Annotated in this window: 11 protein-coding genes and 1 pseudogene; 7 read left to right on the top strand and 5 right to left on the bottom strand. The window is 59.5% G+C overall.

Annotated features, from left to right (window positions below):
• Window positions 1–5 precede the first annotated feature (5 nt).
• The 4 genes and pseudogenes from SB719_RS03795 to SB719_RS03780 form a co-directional block, all read right to left on the bottom strand.
• Window positions 6–1,403, bottom strand: a complete 1,398-nt coding sequence (locus SB719_RS03795; protein WP_313065970.1) for a DUF3131 domain-containing protein — start codon at window positions 1,401–1,403, stop codon at window positions 6–8.
• Window positions 1,388–2,875 (bottom strand): DUF3131 domain-containing protein, encoded by a 1,488-nt coding sequence (locus SB719_RS03790; protein WP_292972438.1) that lies wholly within the window; start codon window positions 2,873–2,875, stop codon window positions 1,388–1,390. Before SB719_RS03790 ends, SB719_RS03795 begins: the two co-directional genes overlap by 16 nt.
• Before the next feature lie 59 nt (window positions 2,876–2,934).
• A pseudogene (locus SB719_RS03785) lies at window positions 2,935–4,278 on the bottom strand (DUF3131 domain-containing protein).
• Window positions 4,268–6,091 carry a glycosyltransferase gene (locus tag SB719_RS03780; RefSeq protein WP_304231924.1) on the bottom strand — a complete coding sequence of 608 codons (1,824 nt, stop codon included), beginning with the start codon at window positions 6,089–6,091 and terminating at the stop codon, window positions 4,268–4,270. Before SB719_RS03780 ends, SB719_RS03785 begins: the two are co-directional and overlap by 11 nt.
• A gap of 313 nt (window positions 6,092–6,404) precedes the next feature.
• Between SB719_RS03780 and opgC the strand changes: the two genes are divergently transcribed.
• Genes opgC through SB719_RS03755 form a run of 5 tightly spaced genes read left to right on the top strand, consistent with a single transcriptional unit; the run spans window position 6,405 to window position 10,563 of the window.
• Entirely contained in the window at window positions 6,405–7,619 is a 1,215-nt protein-coding gene (gene opgC, locus SB719_RS03775) for an OpgC domain-containing protein (RefSeq protein WP_314688876.1), read from the top strand.
• Window positions 7,620–7,674: 55 nt separating this feature from the next.
• Window positions 7,675–8,547 (top strand): hypothetical protein, encoded by an 873-nt coding sequence (locus SB719_RS03770; RefSeq protein ID WP_065649374.1) that lies wholly within the window; start codon window positions 7,675–7,677, stop codon window positions 8,545–8,547.
• A 10-nt stretch (window positions 8,548–8,557) separates the two neighbouring features.
• Window positions 8,558–9,796 (top strand): PP2C family protein-serine/threonine phosphatase, encoded by a 1,239-nt coding sequence (locus SB719_RS03765; RefSeq protein ID WP_065649373.1) that lies wholly within the window; start codon window positions 8,558–8,560, stop codon window positions 9,794–9,796.
• Window positions 9,786–10,118 carry an STAS domain-containing protein gene (locus tag SB719_RS03760; RefSeq protein WP_304231917.1) on the top strand — a complete coding sequence of 111 codons (333 nt, stop codon included), beginning with the start codon at window positions 9,786–9,788 and terminating at the stop codon, window positions 10,116–10,118. Before SB719_RS03765 ends, SB719_RS03760 begins: the two co-directional genes overlap by 11 nt.
• A 10-nt stretch (window positions 10,119–10,128) precedes the next feature.
• Window positions 10,129–10,563, top strand: a complete 435-nt coding sequence (locus tag SB719_RS03755) for an ATP-binding protein (protein WP_412158900.1) — start codon at window positions 10,129–10,131, stop codon at window positions 10,561–10,563.
• Here the strand turns inward: SB719_RS03755 and SB719_RS03750 are convergent.
• Window positions 10,549–11,727, bottom strand: a complete 1,179-nt coding sequence (locus tag SB719_RS03750) for an alpha/beta hydrolase (RefSeq protein WP_314688877.1) — start codon at window positions 11,725–11,727, stop codon at window positions 10,549–10,551. The genes SB719_RS03755 and SB719_RS03750 overlap by 15 nt on opposite strands.
• Window positions 11,728–12,002: 275 nt before the next feature.
• On the opposite strand from SB719_RS03750, the gene SB719_RS03745 reads away from it, so the two are divergent.
• Together SB719_RS03745 and SB719_RS03740 are read left to right on the top strand one after the other, a co-directional pair.
• A complete protein-coding gene (locus SB719_RS03745; protein ID WP_412158899.1) occupies window positions 12,003–12,449 on the top strand; it encodes a hypothetical protein in 447 nt (148 codons plus the stop codon).
• A gap of 75 nt (window positions 12,450–12,524) precedes the next feature.
• A complete protein-coding gene (locus SB719_RS03740; protein WP_167350677.1) occupies window positions 12,525–12,680 on the top strand; it encodes a hypothetical protein in 156 nt (51 codons plus the stop codon).
• Window positions 12,681–12,688 lie beyond the last annotated feature (8 nt).

Below are 12,688 nucleotides of genomic sequence, written 5' to 3'. Positions count from 1 at the left end.
TCTCCTTATTCTTCGGCCAGCGGGGCGGTGAACGGCAGGCAGCGCTGCGGCACACGGAACGGATCGGCCAGCTGCTGACGGAAGAACTGGCGGCTCCCGGGGTTTTCGCTGTCGATCAGCGGTTTCATGCGGGTTTTAAACAGCAGCGCTTCCAGCACCATCGCGTTAGTGGAGAGGGTGATAGCGCGGTTATAGTCCCCGGTCGCCTCCGTGCGCCCCTCATACCAGCCGCGCGCCGGATCATACTGCAGCCGGGTGGTGCGCATCAGCGCATCGGTAAACGGAGTGTCCCAGAGCGCCCAGAGGCCAAATACCGCACGGGTAGAGACCTGCGCCAGCGTCGGCACCCATTTGTTGTCGTCAGTCAGCGTATTCCAGGCGTAGCCGTTAGCAAAAATGGTGTCGTTGACGTGCCACGGCGCGACGGTGAGGGCAAAATCGCTGCGGGCCGTTAAGATCCCCTGACGCTGCCAGCGCCGCTCCTGCACCTGATAAACCAGACTGGCACGCTGGCGCAGCTGACGGATTTGGGCGCGGTCGGCCCCCGGCAGCTGCCAGCCATACTCCAGCCCGCTCAGCACCCAGGGCAGCGTGGTAATGGCAGCGGGCGTCCAGGTGGTGCGGGGATCGCGGCTGTCGATATCCAGCGCCAGCCCGTCGATAATGACATGCTGCGCCGGAGGCTGCAGCGACTGCTGGTTAGCAAAACCCCACAGCCCGAAGCCGGCGGCGCTGTATTCACTGTCGCCCAGCCGTCCCTCCGGCTGTATGCGCATCTGCTTCTGCTGCCACATACCGGCACTGAGCTGGCCCTGTTTATCCACCACCGGACAGAAGTTCCAGCGCAGGATGATGCGCTGCAGGTATTCACCATACTGCGGGTGAAACGTTGCCACGACCTGCAGCGCCATCATCAGGCGCGCCATATCGCGTGAGGACCAGCCGATCACCTGTGGCGTATTGCTGTAGCCCACCATCGCCAGCGTCCGGCTGTTATAGAGCAGATTGGGCACGCCGCTTTGGGTGAGCGGGAGGCGATTAAGGCTGCCAAGCAGCTGACTGAGCTGGTGGTCAAAACGGCGATCGTCGATAAGCTGCAGCTCACGCGCCGCGGTCAGCGCAATCAGGGTATCGCCCATCTGCCACAGGCTGACAACCGGCCGCCGGTCGCTGCCGCTGACCAGGCCGCTGCCCGGCTCGCTGTTGTTCTCAAAATAGCGCCAGGCCACCGCGGCCCAGCGCTGCTCCTCAGACGTCAGCGCGCCGGTGCGGGCGGTGGTGTGCCAGCCGCCGTTTGCCAGCCAGCGCCAGCCCGCCCCCTCATGACGCAGCAGCAGCCAGGCTCCGAGCGCCAGCAGCAGAGCCACGACCAGCCCGGTGATACGCACTAGGGTTTTAGGCATGAGGTCGCTACCGGCGGAAGTTTAACGGGCGCACTGCTGTCGCAGCGGGCGCATTTGCAGGCGCTGCACTTCGGTGCGCTGCGCACGGCGGTTCCGCTCTGATCGCACCAGGTTTTTATGCCGGGCGTCACCTCCAGGAAAGGCCGGTTGCGACGCGTGTTGTTCTCTTCAAACAGATCCACCAGGCGCTTTTCCCACAGGGAGGGCGCATAGCTGCGGCTGCGCGCATCGTCAGTGTTAAAACGCAGCAGCTTGCCCTGCTTTTTGAACAGCAGCGCTTCCAGCATGATACCGTTGTTGTTGGCGGTGAACTCCTTGATCGGACCATCGCCATTCTCATAGAGGCCTTCGTAGTAGCCTTTGTCTTTCTCGTCGGCGTTTTCGATCGCGTCAAACAGGCGATCGGTATAAGGGGAGTTCCACAGCACCCACATGCCGAGCGCGGCCTTCAGCGAGACAGCCGCCACATTGGGCACATACTGACCCTTGTCAGTAATGGTGTTCCAGTTAAAGCCGTCGCTGAAGACGGTGTCATAGACAAAGTAGGGAGATTTATCGAGCTGGTGTTCGGAGCGCGCCGTCAGGGTGCCGGTGATCATGTAGCGGTTTTCCTGCGCCTGATAGACCCGATCGGCGAAGTTCTTCATCCACGGATGAGAGTGGTTATTGGGGCGCGCTTCACGATCGTCGCTGTTGTCCCAGCCCATCTCCAGGCCGTGCAGCAGGTAGGATTCGGTCACCACATAGTTATGCTGATTGGTCAGCCGCGGATCGCGGGAGTCGTAGGGCACCAGCACACAGTAAATATCCGCCAGCGCATAGGGCTCAGGCCGGCTCGCCTGACAGGTGGTGAATCCCCACAGCTGATAGCCCGCCGCCGCATACTCCTCATAGCCAAGCCGCCCCTCCTGCACATACTGAGGCTGCTTCTGCTTATCGAGGTAGGCGCCATAGAGCGTGCCGCACTCATCCACTACGTGGGTAAAGTCCCAGCCCAGCACAACATTATCAATGCTGTTGCCATGCTCCGGATAGCGCTCTTTGATAATCTTCAGCCAGAGCAGCATGCGGCCAATATCGATAGCGGAGAAGCCAATCTCGCCCGGTTTGTTCAGGTAGTCCACCTTCTGGCCGGTAATGGTGTTGTAGGCTTTGTTGGGTACCTGGTTCTGAAACAGCACCAGCTTGTTCAGCGTGGCGATAAACTGCAGAAAGCGGCGATCAAACTCCGCCTTGTCAATGATCCCCAGCTCGCGTGCTGCGGTCAGCGCGGCCAGGTAAGAGCCGCTGTCCCACATGGTGGTGGAGGGATATTTATTCACCGCGTTCACCAGACCGGTGGTGGGCTGGTAGTTAGCGACAAAATAGGACCAGGCGTTGCGCGCCACCTGCATCTCCCGCGGCGTCAGGTCACCGTGGCGGCTTTTATAGTCAGAAGCGGGCAGGCTGACAGCCGCCTGCAGCGGCAGCATCCACAGGGCCAGCAGCAGCGTCAGCCCCGCCAGGCCAGCGTGTCGTAGCGATAGCACTCTCATTGTTCTTGCTCCTTGTTGCGTGCGGTTGCGGGGGGCTGAGACAGGCAGCCCAGGCAGAGCAGCTGTCCGTGGGCGATATAGGAGAGACTCTCCAGCACCATCGCATTGGTATCGGCATTCAGGGCAGCGTTCACGCTGCCGTCAGGGTTAAAGCCCGCCTGCCAGCCTTTGCCCGGCACCAGCAGCGGCAGCATCTGCTGGCGCAGTGCCTCGCTCCAGCTGTTACGGAACAGGGCATACCAGGCAAAGGCGGTGCGGACCGAGAGCAGCGCCTGATTGGGCAGCGGGGCAACGGTATGCTACGGCGCGCCGCGCTGCGGCTGACGGCCCGGCAGCGCCGCGTTGAAATCCGGCGCCTGTTCGGCATAGTCGGCGCTGATGTCACCGCGCGAATCGGGTTTGCCGGTGCGCTGCTGGAGGATTTGCATAATGCGCCAGCTGATCTCGCCGCTGCGCGCATCAAAGCCCTGCTCCAGCCCGGTCAGCAGGTAGGGCGAGCTGATAAGCGACGGCTGCTTGCCCCACGGCGTGCGGATCCCTTCATCAGGCACCGCGTGCCCCTCAATTTCAATCATCTTCAGTCCGTCCGGCGGCTGGCTGACCGCCAGTCCCGCCGTGCTGTTGATGAGCCGCAGCACGCTGCCCGCATAGAGACGGTAGCCGTAGCTGCCGCGCGGGTCGTCGCTGCGGATCACCCAGCGATTGACCGGCAGGCTGGCGCCCTGCGGACCGCTGCTCTGCAGCAGCGCATTCAGCTGCCAGCCCGCCAGCAGCTGCTGTACGGCGACGGCGTGCTGCGGATAGCGCCACAGCAGGATCTGCAGCGGCATCAGCAGACGGCCCATATCGATAGCGGAGCCGGGGCGCGCCGTCTCCTGATCAAGCGGCGTCAGGGTGTCCGCCTGATAGAAGGCGGCGGGGAGGTTATCCGGCTGCAGCGGCAGCCGGCCCAGCGCCTCAAGCGCGGAGCTGATGCGATCGTCAAACTCAGCGGCGTCAATCACCTCCAGCTGGCGGGCGGCAATGGTTGCCAGCAGATAGCTGCCGCTGCTCCACAGGCTCAGCCAGGGATTATCCGCTTCCGCGTTCGCCAGCCCGTTGGGCTGGGTGTTGTTGACAAAGTATTGCCACGCCACGCGTGCCCATACCGCTTCTTCGAACGTCAGCTCACGCGTTTCCGGCAGTGCGGGGAAGCGTTCGCTCAGGATAATTCCGTCCGTGGTTTCCGTGCGGGTGGGCATCTGATGCTCGACCCACAGCACAATGGCAAAGCCGATCAGAAAGCCGAACAGAATGGTGAGATAGCTGCGTGCGCTGTAGAGTCCCGCTTTAAGGCTCATGATCTGCCGTCTCCTGTGCCGGCGGCGTCCAGAGCGCAGCCATAATCATGGGCAGCATCGCCGCGATATTGACGGCCCCCCAGAAAATGTTGATGACGTAACCAGAAGGGTCGTCCACGTTGCCGCGCGCGACCTGTATGCCGCCCCAGATAAGCCCGAGTAGCGTCAGCGCGACAATGGCCAGCTGCGGCTTCACCAGGTAGAGAAAACGCCCGCTCTGCCGCTCCTTTGGCGTGACGTGAAACTTGATTTTTTCCCCGCGCAGCACCGTACCCAATGCCCGCAGGTTGACAGAGAAGAACGCCAGATAGGAGGCGCGACCGTCCCAGGCGGAGATCCCCCAGGTGCCAAACATAAAGGCGAGCTCGGAGACGATAAAGAACGGCAGAAAATGCAGGTAGAAGGGCGTTGAGTAAGCGGCCACCGGCGGAATACCGGTAAACAGGTAGATCAGCGGCGAGATAAGAAACACCGTGTTCCAGATGCAGGCCAGATAGGACCAGAACGTCGTGCCGTACATCAGCGTTTGGGCGGCGCTGAGTTTAAAGCGGCGGCGGCTGAAAATTTTGTCATGAAACAGAATATCCAGCGAACCCGCAGCGTACTTAAAGCGCTGGATCATCCAGGTCAGCAGATCCTGCGGCGAGAGCATTTTAGATTCAATGCCCGGATGCATCACCGAACGCCAGCGGCGACCGGCGTCACCGTGCAGCACAATGGAGGTATAGATATCTTCAGAGACATGAAACTTGTAAGGCGTGAGTTCGGTGTCAGCGATAACGTGCGGACGCATCGCCTGCGACAGCGCCTGGCGCGTCTCCTCATCGCGGATATCCTGCGTAAAGCGCGCAATCTCTTCCTCTACGTTAAAGGCGTAGCTGCGCAGGGCGGCCTGCATAACGGCTTCGCGCCGGTGGACAGAGGCGGCACCGCAGCAGAACGCCGCGTTAGCCGCATTGCGGCGGCGCAGGATCACGTCGTAGAACATACGCGGATCGTTAAAGAAGGGATCGCTGCCGATGGTAAGCGGGCCGAACAGTTTTTCACTCACGCTGCCGATCAGCCAGCCAGGCCAGCCGGTCCGGCGGCGCAGCCATGCCGGCAGGCGCTCACCTTCAGGCAGGTCATAAAACCACTGCGGCGTCTGCACCCAGGCGACGTCGGGATCGCGGAAATAGCCCAGCGTGTGCACCAGCAGCGTCGGGAAAACACGGGTATCCGCATCGCAGATCACCAGAAAATCGCCGTCAGTGTGCTCCATGCCGTTGCGGATATTGCCCGCCTTGAACCCGGTGTTGTTGTCGCGGGTTATGTAATTGACCCCCTCCTGCTCACACACCGCGCGCATCTCCGGGCGACGACCATCATCCAGCACGTGCACCTTGTAATCGATAGCGGCGGGATAGTGCACTTTACAGGCATCCTGAATCGACAGCCTGACCAGCTCCGGATCTTCTGAGTAGGTTGCAATAAACAGGTCAACCCGGATAGGACGCGGCGCGGCCTGATCTGCCGGCAGCAGGCACTGGTTAATCTCCTCCGGCGCAGGCGGACAGGGCGGATCTTTCTCCTGCCAGATATTGATGGTGAACAGCAGCGTGCCAAACCAGGCGCAGGTTTCTGCCAGCGCCAGCGGCACCGCATACCAGAGCGCATCGGGGTTCAGCGAGGACATCCAGCGCCAGCGAATGTAGTTTGCGCCCAGAATCAGTCCGGCAACGGCCAGCACCTGCCAGCAGATAACGATCCAGCGCGGTGTCTGCAGCGCCGCAGGGGGGCGACGCTGTTCAAAACGGGAAAAGTAATGGTCCATGGCATCCTGTCTCACATCCTGCAAAAAGGGCATCTGACCTGGTGAACGCTTTAAGAACAGCTGAATGAATGAATTATTTTAAAACAGATCACTAAAATTTATTATTTGCGTCTGGCTTTCTGTTGCTAACGTTTACAGAGCATGACGATACAAGAAAAGATATAGCTGGCAAATTGCGGTTTTAACAGCTTATTTAGCGCTATATTTGCTAAAAGGTGATTTATTACACAGTGGGGCTACACTTTTCCTTACATCTGAAATATATATTATATTAATGTTTTTACTCATCCTTTATCAGCATGACTAATGCGTTATGAGCGAATCTGCCGTCGCGGCTGCGCCGTCTGTCACCGTGCCGCACACATGGCGTTATGCTGTGCCTGGCCGGCGCGATCTGCGCATTGATATGCTGCGCGGGATTGCGCTGGTGATGATGGTCGTGGCCCATACTGAACTGCTCTCCGTGATCAATATCTTTACCTGGGAGCGATTTGGCCTGACGACAGGGGCTGAAGGGTTTGTCATCCTTTCCGGCTTTATGCTCGGTATGCTCAACCGGCAGCGGCTGCAAAAAGAGGTGCTGCTGACAATTGGCTGGACGCTATGGCGGCGGGCAGGGAAGATCTATCTGGTGAATATCGTCATCGTGCTGCTGTTTTTGCTGTTCTCCGCGCTGCCATTTATCAACACTTTTGAGGTCACGCACTTTGTCGATCGCTACTCCGGTACTGTCTGGGCGTTGTTTCCCGCCACGCCACAGATTAAAGAGACCTGGTTTAACATTGTGCTTTACCTGCAGATCGGTCCGCATCAGACGCAGATCCTCGGCCTCTATATCTGCCTGCTGCTGATCAGCCCGCTGTTTCTCTGGCTGCTGCAGTCGCGGCGCGCAGGCTGGCTGATCGCCGCGTCGCTGCTGGGCTATCTCGCTTACCAGCGCTGGCCGCTGCGGCTTACCGTCTCCGAATTTGAATTCGCCTTTCCCTTACTGGCGTGGCAGCTGATCTACGTGCTTGGCATGTGCTGTGGCTGGTTCAAAGATGAGCTGACCTCGCTGGCGCGCACCCCGGCGGGCTATGCGGCGATTGCGCTTATGGTGATTTATGCATTAGTGATGATGTTCGTTGCACAGAACCATACCAATCCGTTTATGCCGCCGGCGCTGCTGCTGCACATCATTCCGCCCGCTGATTTCAACTGGTTCTATCATCACCTTGCCGCCAAAAATGCGCTGGGCCCGTGCCGGGTAATCAACGACTTCTGCCTGATTTTACTGGTCTATCTGATCCTCACCCGCTGCTGGTGGCCCATTAACAGGGTGGCGGGCTGGTTTCTGATCCCGCTCGGTCAGCATTCGCTTTACACCTTTATCCTGCACGTATTTGTGGTGCTGGGCGTCAGCCAGTTCGTCACCTTTGATTTGTGGCAGCAGGCGTGGCTGCGCAACACCGCTATCCACCTGGGCGCACTGGGTCTGCTGTGGTGGATGGCTAAGAAAGAGATTGGCGGACGTTTTATTCCTAATTGATCGGAGACATCAGATGGAATACGGGCAGCGGGCAGGGATAACGTGCGGTGTGGTGATGCTGGTGGCAGGTACGCTTAACGCCTCAGCGGCAGAGATCCGCTCCGATCAGGGGGCCGCGGCAGAGAGCAGTGAACCGATTCAGGCGGGCGTATTTACCAGCCGCTGGGGACGGCTCTTTTCCGGTAATAAAGATACTTTTTCCGGCGCGCTGAGTTTTTCAAGCGGGCTGAAAGAGCAGTGGCTGACCATCCCGAACGGCTCTGAATCTGCGCAGCAAAAGAAGAAGATTAATCAGCTGCTGAACCTGAGCATGCAGTATTCACCTTATAGCTACTGGTTTGCCAACGTTACCCTGCGCGCGCCAGTCAGCGATTTTGACCGGTATACGACTGATTTTCGCTACAGCTTTGGCTATGACGACTGGCATGCCAACACCTTCAGCCTGGTCTACAGCAACTATGGCGATAACCATCTGTTTCCCTCCGGTAATAAGCGCTTTACCTACTTTGAGCAGGGCGCGTTTACCTTCGCCTATAAATTTTCACTGCCAAAACCGCTTGAGCGTCATCTGCTGATTAATGACGGAGATGCGCTGACCTGCCAGCTCGGCTACAGCTGGGTGCCACGCTACTATTCGCTGGCGGATAACGATCTGCGCGCCAACAAGCAGGTCATGCTGGGCGGCTGCGGTTACACCTTTAAACAGCACTTCTTTGTCCGCGCCACCGCATTCTGGTATCCGCACGCCAGCCAGCAGCAGCCGTGGAACGGAGATTACAGTTACAGCTTTGGCTATGCCGGTTATACGCCTGGCTCTTTCTCATTGCAGTACAGCAACTATAGCGGTACCCGCTTTCCTGGCAGGAGCAGTGCGAACGCAAAGTTTCGTGAGGGGACGGTATCACTGATTTGGTTTTTGCCGTTTTAGGAAGGTATGTATGCAGCCTGTTTCCGCACAATCCGTACTGATTGTTGATGATGCGCTTACCTGGCGTAAGCTGCTGGCCGGACTGCTGCGGCAGTGGGGCTATCACGTGCTGGAGGCAGAAGAGGGTGAGCAGGCGCTGGCGCTGCTGCAGCAGCATCCGGTCAATCTGCTGATCAGCGACTGGGAGATGCCGGTTATGGACGGGCTGACCCTGTGCCGTCAGGTACGTGAGCAGTTCCGGCAGCGTTATATCTATGTGATCCTGCTGACGGTGCGCGAAAGCACCGACGATTTACGCGCCGGCTTCGCCGCCGGGGCGGATGATTTTCTGCGTAAGCCGGTAAACCGGGTTGAACTGCAGGCGCGGCTGCATGCCGGAGAGCGCATTCTGCAGCTGGAGGCGACGCTGGAGAGCCGCAACCAGAGTCTGCAGCAGGCGCTGCAGCAGATTGAAACCGATCTGCAGGCTGCCGCTGCGTTGCAGCGCAGTATATTGCCGCCGCACGCCATTCATCACGCCGGCTGGTTTGCTGACTGGCTGTTTATACCTTCTGCCTGGGTCTCCGGCGATATCTTTCATTTTTTCCCGCTGGACGGGCAGGCGCTCGGTTTCTATAGCGTCGATGTCTCCGGGCACGGCGTATCGGCGGCGATGATGTCGGTAGCGGTAGCGCGTCAGTTCCTCCACGGCCGTACGGTAGAGCGGTTTCTTTACAGCGGCGAGGCGATTACGCCGCCCGCCGCGGTGGTGGCGATACTGAATGAACGCTTTGTGGCGCAAAGCAGCGATGTCACCAGCTACTTCACTATGGTGTATGGCGTCATCGATCGTCAGAGCGGTGCCGGACGGCTCTGTCAGGCTGGCCATCCTCCGCCGCTGATTGTGGCGCGCGATGGCGCAATCCGGATCGCCGGTGAGGGGGGTGCGCCGGTAGGACTGCTCGACGATCTGAGCTGGGAAGAGGTGAGCTTTACGCTGGCGCCTGGTGAACGGCTCTGCCTCTACAGCGATGGCATTACCGAATGTGAAAATCCCCGGCAGGAGATGTTTGGCATGGCGCGGCTGCAGGCGCTGCTGGCCGGGCAGGCTTGCCAGCCGGCAGAGAGTCTGCTGCAGACGCTGCACCAGCAGCTTAACCGCTGGCGCGAACTGCCCGCAGACAGTACCGCACCGGCAGGTGATGACATTTCACTGCTGGTTATTGAACGCCTCAACCCGGACGAACAGGAGTCTGCACATGAAGTTTGAATCTGACACAGTGGATAACACCCGCATTCTGACACCGGTGGTACGACGACTGGACGCCGCCGTTGCGCTGCCCTTTAAGCAGCAGGTGCTGGAGGAGATCCGGCAGGGCACGCGCGCGCTCATCCTCGACTTTTCACGCGTGGATTTTATCGACAGCAGCTGTCTGGGCGCGCTGATTTCTATTCTGAAATCGCTCAATGGTGGCCAGCTGATCCTGTGCGCCCTGAACAGCAATATCAAAAGTATGTTCACCCTGACCCGGATGGATCGGGTCTTTACCCTGTGCGCCGATCGCGATGAGGCGCTGCGGACGCTGCAATAAGGAGGGGCCTATGCACCACGCAGTTGCCACAGAGACGCTGACGCTGCCCGCCACGCTAAATAGCCTGACCCGTCTTGGTAACGCGCTGCGCCGTTTTCTGCAGCCGCTTCAGCTGGCGGAGAGCTGGATCTATCCGCTCGATCTGGCGCTGTGCGAGGCGGCAAGCAATATTATCCGCCACGGTTATCAGGATGATGCGCAGCAGCACTATCGGGTTCATTTTGCCTGCGATAAGCAGGGCGTCACCGTCACGCTGTATGATAGCGGGCAGCCGGTGCCGGAGACGCTGCTGAAGAGCGCGCAGGGTGGTTTTGATGAGATCGGTCTGCTGGATGAGAGCGGCCGGGGCTGGCCGCTGATCTACGCCAGCGTGGATCGCGTCAGCTATCAGCGTCAGCCGGCTGAGAACCAGCTGACGCTGTGGCGGGCGCTACCGGGTGTCTGAAGGTTTAAACAGCTGCTGCACAAATGCGATATAGGCCGGACGCCAGACATCCATTTCATGCCCGAGGCCAGGGTAGCTGTGCCACTCATGCCGGATTTTCTGCTGCTCCAGCAGCGCCTGCAGCCCGGTCATATCGCGGCCGGTGATGATGTCGTCGCCGCCTGCCGCCAGTGAAAACAGGCGCAGCTGACGATTAATGGCGGCGGGCTTTTTCAGCTGTGCGGCAACGCGAAAGTCAGGCACGGTTTCTGTGGTGACACCGCTAAAGACGCCAAGCCAGGCAAACTGCTCCAGATGCCGCATGCCGCTCACCAGCGCCTGGTAACCGCCCTGAGAGAGCCCCGCCAGCGCCTGACTGCCGGCGTCGCGGCGCACGCGGTAGCGCTGAGCGATCCGCGGAATAATCTCCTGCGTTAATTCGCGGTCGGCCGCCTGTGCGTTACGCGGATAGAAGGTTTCACGCCGGGAAGCGGGCGCAAACGCCTCAGGTATGGCATCACTGATATCCGTCTCCGTGTCCGGGATCACTACCAGCATCGGGACAATTTTACCTTCCGCCAGCAGGTTATCCATGATCTGCGGGATGCGTCCCTGCGTCACCGCCGAGAGCGCGGTATCACCGAAGCCGTGATAGAAATAGAGCACGGGCAGGGGATCCGGCGTGTTCTCCGCGCCCGGCGGTACCCAGACTGCCAGCTGCCGTTCGCGCTTCAGCACATCGGAGTGCCAGGTCAGGGTATGAATTTCGCCATGCGGGACCTGACGCGTATCCAGCAGGCTGCCGGGCACCAGAATCAGGCTGGTATTCACCTGACGCTGTGGTTTGGGCAGTGGATTCCCGGTATCGATGCTGCGAAAGCCATCTACGTTAAAGAAATATTCATACAGGCTCGGGGTAAGCGGTTCACTGGTGAAGCGCCAGATACCCCGCTCATCCCTGGTCATGGGATGCGCGACATAGCGGTCAGGCGTGGCGCCGGTAACCACATCCACCGCTTTTGCAGCGGGCGCCCAGAGCCGCCAGGTTATACTGTTATCGGCATTCACCGCAGAGAGATACTGTTCAGGGATCAGCGTATCTGGCGGGCGCTGCGGCAGAGGCTGCGCGCAGGTTCCTGCGCTCCACAGTGCAGTGCAGACCAGGGCAATAAGTGAGTAACGCATCAGTTTTCCTTACCAATAGACGGTATTGCAAGTGTGGCACAGCGCGCCCGAAATAGAGAAAACTAACAGGAAAAGTGTGAAAGCCGCAGGGGATTTGCACCGGGCGTAGCGGGAACGGCGAACTGCGCTACCTTTAAGTGATCGCGCATTAATTAACATCATCAATAGGGAGACAGCGGTGAAAATAGCCTGTTTAGCCTGGGGGGTCGCTGATCTGGAAACCCGGCGAACTGCCGGTTGCCGGCGAGTGGCATGCGGATGGTCCGGCGCTGCCGGTGGAGTTTTGCCGCATTGGCGATGGAGGAGAGCTGGCCACGGCGCTCTGTATGAACGCGGCGCCGGTAAACGTTTACTGGGCCGGACTGGCAGACGTTTCGCTGCCGGAAGCCATAGCGGCACTGCGCCTCCGTGAAGCGATTCCCGATGAGCGCGAAGATGGTGTGGGCATACTGCTTCATCCGCAGAGTACGCCAGGGATGCTCAGCGCCTGGGCGCAGGATCGTCGCCTTGATGCGGTGATCTGGACCGCGCTGCCGCCACGCTATCAGCATCAGGAGGGCTTGATCCCCAGCTGCGACGAGGCGCTTGCGCATCTCGCCAGCCTGAAGGGTGAAGCGGCTGAACACGCTTTTGATTATATCCGGCGCGTGCCGGCGCAGTTTGACACCGCTTATCGCCAGCGCCTTCAGGCGTTGATCGACACGTCAGCAGAAGTCGCTTAGAACCGCGTAAAAAAGTGGCAGCCTGCGGCGGGATCGCGTAAATTTACGGCTTAACCCGGAAAAAGGTCCTATACCATGTCGCCAGCACAGCTGAAAAAAGCGCAACACAAGCAGTATGACGCTCAGGCCCTGGCGGTGTTACGCGGAGAGGCGGGCTATCAGCCAGCGGTCAAATCGCCGCAGAGCAAATCGTGTAAACTGCAGCCAAAACATCACGTAAGCTTTACCTGATTCGCTAT

The organism is Pantoea sp. SIMBA_079 (genome assembly GCF_046940275.1).
Classification (GTDB): domain Bacteria; phylum Pseudomonadota; class Gammaproteobacteria; order Enterobacterales; family Enterobacteriaceae; genus Pantoea; species Pantoea borealis.
The sequence above is the reverse complement of the archived record's forward strand: the minus strand, read 5'-3'. Positions and strand labels throughout refer to the sequence as shown.

What these genes read in the sequence shown, in the direction of transcription:
- SB719_RS03795 (WP_313065970.1), bottom strand. Translation starts at nt 1,403, where the DNA reads ATGCCTAAAACCCTAGTGCGTATCACCGGGCTGGTCGTGGCTCTGCTG.
- SB719_RS03790 (WP_292972438.1), bottom strand. Translation starts at nt 2,875, where the DNA reads ATGCTGCCGCTGCAGGCGGCTGTCAGCCTGCCCGCTTCTGACTATAAA.
- SB719_RS03780 (WP_304231924.1), bottom strand. Translation starts at nt 6,091, where the DNA reads ATGGACCATTACTTTTCCCGTTTTGAACAGCGTCGCCCCCCTGCGGCG.
- opgC (WP_314688876.1), top strand. Translation starts at nt 6,405, where the DNA reads ATGAGCGAATCTGCCGTCGCGGCTGCGCCGTCTGTCACCGTGCCGCAC.
- SB719_RS03770 (WP_065649374.1), top strand. Translation starts at nt 7,675, where the DNA reads ATGCTGGTGGCAGGTACGCTTAACGCCTCAGCGGCAGAGATCCGCTCC.
- SB719_RS03765 (WP_065649373.1), top strand. Translation starts at nt 8,558, where the DNA reads ATGCAGCCTGTTTCCGCACAATCCGTACTGATTGTTGATGATGCGCTT.
- SB719_RS03760 (WP_304231917.1), top strand. Translation starts at nt 9,786, where the DNA reads ATGAAGTTTGAATCTGACACAGTGGATAACACCCGCATTCTGACACCG.
- SB719_RS03755 (WP_412158900.1), top strand. Translation starts at nt 10,129, where the DNA reads ATGCACCACGCAGTTGCCACAGAGACGCTGACGCTGCCCGCCACGCTA.
- SB719_RS03750 (WP_314688877.1), bottom strand. Translation starts at nt 11,727, where the DNA reads ATGCGTTACTCACTTATTGCCCTGGTCTGCACTGCACTGTGGAGCGCA.
- SB719_RS03740 (WP_167350677.1), top strand. Translation starts at nt 12,525, where the DNA reads ATGTCGCCAGCACAGCTGAAAAAAGCGCAACACAAGCAGTATGACGCT.